The sequence below is a fragment of the Streptomyces sp. 150FB genome, assembly GCF_000818195.1.
Taxonomy (GTDB): domain Bacteria; phylum Actinomycetota; class Actinomycetes; order Streptomycetales; family Streptomycetaceae; genus Streptomyces.
Window position 1 is genome coordinate 1,280,504 of record NZ_JTHL01000001.1, and the last position, 5,693, is coordinate 1,286,196.

General features: G+C 72.5%; 6 protein-coding genes and 1 riboswitch. Of the genes, 1 reads left to right on the forward strand and 5 read right to left on the reverse strand.

Annotated features, from left to right (window positions below; all coding sequences use genetic code 11):
- The 5 genes from QR77_RS44890 to QR77_RS05040 form a co-directional block, all read right to left on the reverse strand.
- Positions 1-299: 3,4-dihydroxy-2-butanone-4-phosphate synthase (locus tag QR77_RS44890; protein WP_040019865.1), on the reverse strand; the 299-nt coding region annotated here is incomplete at its 3' end.
- Positions 296-949, reverse strand: a complete 654-nt coding sequence (locus tag QR77_RS05025; RefSeq protein WP_040019866.1) for a nicotinamide mononucleotide transporter family protein — start codon at positions 947-949, stop codon at positions 296-298. The genes QR77_RS44890 and QR77_RS05025, both read right to left, overlap by 4 nt.
- The gene (locus QR77_RS05030) at positions 946-1,614 is read right to left on the reverse strand and encodes a riboflavin synthase (RefSeq protein WP_052488550.1); all 669 of its coding nucleotides are present in this window, start codon (positions 1,612-1,614) and stop codon (positions 946-948) included. Before QR77_RS05030 ends, QR77_RS05025 begins: the two co-directional genes overlap by 4 nt.
- Positions 1,615-2,721, reverse strand: a complete 1,107-nt coding sequence (gene ribD / locus QR77_RS05035) for a bifunctional diaminohydroxyphosphoribosylaminopyrimidine deaminase/5-amino-6-(5-phosphoribosylamino)uracil reductase RibD (RefSeq protein ID WP_040019867.1) — start codon at positions 2,719-2,721, stop codon at positions 1,615-1,617.
- 143 nt (positions 2,722-2,864) lie between these two features.
- A riboswitch (FMN riboswitch) is annotated at positions 2,865-2,995 on the reverse strand.
- A 78-nt stretch (positions 2,996-3,073) separates the two neighbouring features.
- Positions 3,074-4,252 carry an ROK family transcriptional regulator gene (locus QR77_RS05040; protein ID WP_040019868.1) on the reverse strand — a complete coding sequence of 393 codons (1,179 nt, stop codon included), beginning with the start codon at positions 4,250-4,252 and terminating at the stop codon, positions 3,074-3,076.
- Between the two features lie 184 nt (positions 4,253-4,436).
- Between QR77_RS05040 and QR77_RS05045 the strand changes: the two genes are divergently transcribed.
- On the forward strand, positions 4,437-5,654 hold the full coding sequence (locus tag QR77_RS05045; protein ID WP_040019869.1) for an MFS transporter: 1,218 nt from the start codon (positions 4,437-4,439) through the stop codon (positions 5,652-5,654).
- The last annotated feature ends 39 nt before the right edge of the window (positions 5,655-5,693 follow it).

Sequence of the window (5,693 nt, forward strand, 5' to 3'; positions counted from 1 at the left end):
AACGCGGTGCTCATCGATTCCGTGTTGTGGTCGACCATCTGCGGCAGGGCAAGCCGGTCGAGGTCCGCGCCTTCCATGGGGGCGCAGATCAGCCCCCGGCACTCGCTCATCATGAAGGCGACGATCTCGGGGGTGGCCTTCTCGGCGGCGATGACGAGGTCGCCCTCGTTCTCGCGGTCCTCGTCGTCGACGACGACGACGGGGCGTCCCGCCGCGATGTCGAGGATGGCGCGTTCGACCGGGTCGAGGGCGAAGTCCTCGGCGTTGTCCGTGGAGTACCACGTGGGCAGTGCTGTCATGCTGCTGCTCCTTCCAGAGCCGGGGCGCCGGCGCGGCGGGAGCGCAGCCACCAGTCGCGCATTCCCCACAGGACGAGGGCGAGGTAGATGATGTAGACGAAGCCGGAGAAGGCGAGTCCGCTCGTGAAGGCCAGCGGTACGCCGACGAGGTCGACGAGGAGCCAGGCGAACCAGAACTCGACGAGGCCGCGCGCCTGCGCGACCATCGCGGCGAGCGTGCCGACGAAGATGTACGCGTCGGGCCACGGGTTCCAGGACAGTGCCGGTACGGCGGCGAAGAGGCCGCCGACGGCGAGCGTGCCGAGGGCCGTGCCGCCGATGAGCAGCCACCGCTCGCGCCAGGTGGCGAAGCGGATCGCGATGGAGCCGTCCTGGGCGTGCTGCCTGCCGCGCTGCCAGGCCCGCCAGCCCCACAGGGCGACGCCGATGACGAGGAGCTGCTTGCCGATGCCGCCGCTGAGGTGGGCGGAGGAGTAGGCGGCGACCAGGATGACGCCGGAGAGGAACTGGGCGGGCCAGGTCCAGATCGAGCGCTGCCAGCCGAGCGCGAGCGCGATCAGGCCGATGGTGTTGCCGGTCATGTCGGACCAGAGGATGTGCTGACCGAAGGCCGTGAAGGCCTCGCTGTTCAGCCAGGACAAGGTGTTCACCGGGCGCGCCCCCCGGTGTCGGTATCCGCTCCGGCCACGGCTCCGGCTCCGGCCACAGCCGCGGTGTCGCCGCCGTTGTCGGCGCCGAGCAGCCGCTCGACGTACTTCGCGATGATGTCGACCTCCAGGTTGACCGGGTCGCCGGTCTCCTTGATGCCGAGCGTGGTCAGCGCGAGAGTGGTGGGGATGAGGCTGATGGTGAAGAAGTCGGGTCCGGCCTCGACCACGGTGAGGCTGACGCCGTCGACGGTGATCGATCCCTTCTCCACGACATAGCGGGAAAGTCCGGCGGGGAGCGAGATCCTGACGATCTCCCAGTTGTCGGAGACCTCCCGCCCGGCGATGGTGCCCGTACCGTCCACATGGCCCTGGACGATGTGTCCGCCGAGCCTGGCACCGACGGCGGTGGGCCGCTCCAGGTTGACCCGGGAGCCGGTCGCCAGCGCACCGAGGCTGGAGCGGTTGAGGGTCTCCGCCATCACGTCGGCGGTGAACTCGCCCTCGCTCAGGTCGACAACGGTGAGACAGACACCGTTGACGGCGATCGAGTCGCCGTGCCGGGCGCCGTCGGTGACGACGGGGCCGCGCAGCCTGAAGCGGGAGGCGTCGCCGAGGTTCTCGACGGCGGTGACCTCACCCAGTTCTTCGACGATTCCGGTGAACACTCAGTGCTCCTTCGTGGCTGGGACGGGGGTGGCGGTGATCCGCAGGTCGGTGCCGATCGCGACGACTTCGTTCACGTGGAGCCGCAACGCGTCCGCGATCGTGGAGATTCCTGCGTCGGAGAGGGCGGCGGGTCCTGCGCCGAGCAGAACGGGGGCGAGGTAGCCGACGACTTTGTCGACACATCCGGCGGCGACGAAGGAGCCGGCCAGGGTCGGGCCGCCTTCGAGGAGTACGGAGCGCACACCGCGCTCGTGGAGTGCGGCCAGCAGCGCGGGGATGTCGAGGCCCCGGGCGGCGCGGGGCAGCCGTACGAGGTTCCCGGAGTGGCCGGCGTCGACGAGGTGCCTGGTGGTGACGTCGCCGGCGACGGCGATCAGGGTGGGCGCCGCTCCGTCGAGGACGCGGGCGCCCGGTTTCACGGCGGTGGCCTCGGTGTCGACGACGACCCGCAGGGGCTGGACGGCGCCTTCCACGCCGCGTACGGCGAGGTGCGGGTCGTCGGCGCGTGCGGTGCCGGCGCCGACGACGACCGCGTCGGCCTCGGCGCGCAGCCGGTGGACGTCGGCGCGGGCCTCGGCGGAGGTGATCCAGCGGCTGGTGGCGTCGGACGCCGCGATCCGGCCGTCGAGTGTCGCCGCGTACTTCCACAGGACATGGGGGCGTCCGAGCCGTACGGAGGTGAGCCAGGCGGCGTTCCCCTCCTCGGCCTCGGCGGCGAGGAGTCCCCGCTCGACCGTGACCCCGGCGGCGCGCAGGGTTTCGGCGCCGCCGCCGGCCTCGGGGCCCGGGTCGGCGACCGCGTACACGACCCTGGCGACGCCCGCCTCGATGAGCGCCTGGGCGCAGGGGCCGGTGCGGCCGGTGTGGTTGCAGGGTTCGAGCGTGACGTACGCGGTGCCGCCCCTGGCCGCGGGCCCCGCCGCGCGCAGTGCGTGGATCTCGGCGTGCGGGCCGCCGGCGCGCTGGTGGAATCCCTCTCCCACGGGCCGCCCTGAAGCGTCGTGGATCACACAGCCGACGACGGGGTTGGGGCTCGTGGCGCCGAGAGCGCGGGCGGCGAGCGTGACCGCTCGGCGCATGGCGTCGGTGTCGGCGGGGGTGGCCACCGGAATCTCCTGCCTCTTGGGGCACGGACTCCGGGGCCTGTCGATGACGACAGAGAAACAGGACACACGCGGGACGCCGAGGCCGGAGAGCGGGATCGTGTCGAGACGACCCGCCGGACGGCGGCGTACCCATGAATGGCCCGCCGCGCACTGCCTCCCATCCGGACTTTCACCGTCGGTCCAGGAATCTCACCTGGTCAACCGCCCGCTGGATGCGGACGGGTCGCGGACTATAACCGCCGGTTCGGAATTACACCGACCCCGGAGTGCGCTGCTTCTGGTACGCCCACCAGTCTGCCACGTCCGTCCGTCGGCCATGCGAGTGACCAAATGTGGGGTGGCTCACAGATTGTCACCCGCCCGGCGCGAACAGTTCCTCCTGGGCGGCGTCGCGCGCGGTGAGCAGCGCCCCGCGCAGTACGGCCGCGCCGCCCAGCGCGCAGGCTCTGACCTCGGTGCTCAGCGGGGACATGGCGGCCAGCCGGTCCTCGACGCGGACGGCGAGGGCCTTGCCGCCCGCGTGTCCGATCTCGCCCGCGAGGACGATCCGGCCGGGGTCGAGAACGGCGCTGACGGCGAGGGCGCCGATGGCGAGCCGTTCGGCGAGCGCGTCGAGGAAGGCTTCCCCGGCGGCCCCCGAGGCCGGCGCGGCGCGCACATACGCGGCGGCGGGCGGTTCCTGCGGCTCGGGCGCCGCGCTCAGCCCGTACCGCTCGGCGAGTTCGCAGATCGCGACGGAGCCGGCGAGGCTGTGGAAGCCGCCCTCGCAGCCGGTCGCCGTCGGGAGCCCGACGGTGCCGGGCACCGGCAGCCAACTGATCTCGCCCGCGCCGCCGGAGTTGCCCCTGCGCACCTTGCCGTCGAGGACGATCGCCGCGCCCACGCCGTGGCCGAGCCAGAGCAGCACGAAGGTGTCCTGTCCCCGGGCGGCGCCGAGGCGCTGTTCGGCGAGGGCGGCGAGGTTGGTCTCGTTCTCGACCAGCACGGTGGCGGGCAGGCGTTCGTGCAGGGCCCCGACGAGTCTGCGGTGCCAGGCGGGCAGTCCCGTGGTGTCGCGCAGTTCGCCGCTGACCGGGTCGACGAGGCCCGGCGCGCCGATGCCGACGCTGTGCAGCCGTACCGCCCCCGCCTCGCGGGCCGTGCGCTCCAGCAGGGCCGCCGCCTGTTCGACGGCGGCCTCGGTCGCCGTGTCGCTGCCGATGGGCAGGACCGCCTCGGCGAGTGTGCTGCCCACCAGGTCGGCGACCAGGACGGAGACGCTGTGGGTCCGTACGTCGAGAGCCGCGAGGTGTGCGAGGTCGGCGACGATCCCGTACACCCGGGCGTTGGGTCCGCGGCGCCGGTCGCCCGTCTCGCCGACCACCCTGATCAGACCGGCCTCGGTGAGGCGTTCGACCAGGTCGGCGACGGTGGGCCGGGAGAGGCCGGTGAGGACCTTGAGCTGTCCTGCCGTCAGGGGCCCTTCGCGTTGGAGCAGTTGGAGGGCGAGGCGGTCGTTGATGGCCCGGGCTGTGCTCGGGGATGCGGCCATGCCGGGAATCCTTCCAGATCGCGCTGTTCGCGCTGTTCGCACCGCGGGTTTCTCCCGCACGGCCGCCCCTGCGGGCACCGGGGCTTATTAATGCACTATTTATCAGGCAGGGTTCCTGATAATTTACTCCAGCGCCACGGAAGACCAGGCGGGCAGCGAAGAACTCTCAGGGGGACGGGACGACATGTCGACTGAAGTGGACCTGGAGAAGCGGCGGCTCGGGCGGGCGAGGTTCGCCGTGGCCGCCGTCTTCTGTGTGCACGGCGCGGTCACCGGCAGCTTCGCCACCCGGGTCCCCTGGATCCAGGAGCACACGGGTGCGAGCGCCGGCCAGCTCGGTCTCGCGCTCGCCTTCCCCGCGATCGGCTCCGTCGTCGCGATGCCGCTGGCGGGCACGTTCGCCCACCGTCTGGGCGGACGCGCCGCGCTGCGCGTGCTGCTCTCCCTGTGGACCCTCTCGCTCGTACTTCCCTCGCTGGCGCCGAATCTCGTCACGCTGTGCGCGGCCCTGTTCGTGTACGGCGCGACCGCCGGCATGTCGGACGTGGCGATGAACGCCATCGGCGTGGAGATCGAGAACGGCCTCGGCAAATCGATCATGTCGGGCCTGCACGGCATGTGGAGCGTGGGCGCGCTGCTCGGTTCCGCCTCCGGGGCGCTGGCCGCGCACCTCGGCAGCGACGCGCGGCTGCACCACGCGCTGGCCGCCGCCGTCCTGACAGTCCTCGGCCTGATCGCCTGCCGCGGCGTGCTCGACGTACGCAGCGCACCCGACGCCGAGCCGCCGCCGCGCTTCGCGCTGCCGCCGAAGGCCGCGCTGCTCATCGGCATGGTCGGGTTCTGCGCGGTTTTCGCCGAGGGCGCCAGCCTCGACTGGTCGGCGGTCTACCTCAGGGACATCCTCGACACATCGGCCGGTGTCGCCGCCGCTTCGACCACCGCCTTCACCCTGACCATGGCCGTCACCCGGCTCGCCGGGGACAAGGTGGTCGACCGGTTCGGCTCGGTGCGGACCGTACGGGCGGGCGGCGGGCTCGCCGCCCTGGGCGGGGTGCTCGTGGTCTTCGCCCCGAATCCGGTGCTCGCCATGGTCGGCTTCGCGTTCCTCGGGCTCGGTGTGGCCGTCGTCGTGCCGCTCGCCTTCGCCGCCGCCGGGCGCAGCGGGCCGAACGCCAGCCAGGCCATCGCCGGCGTCGCCACCATCACGTACACCTCGGGACTGATCGCGCCGTCGGCGATCGGCGGGATCGCCGACGCCACCTCGCTGATGGTGTCCTTCGGCCTGGTGACGCTGCTCGCCTTCGGTCTCGTGGTCGGCGCCGGTGTGCTGCGGACGGGCGCCCGGAAGTCCGCGGGCCAGCTCGGTACCCAGGACGTCGCCACTCCGGGTCCGAGGGCCTGAGGCGTCGGCCCCGCGCCCGCGCTTCGGCGCGCGGGCGCG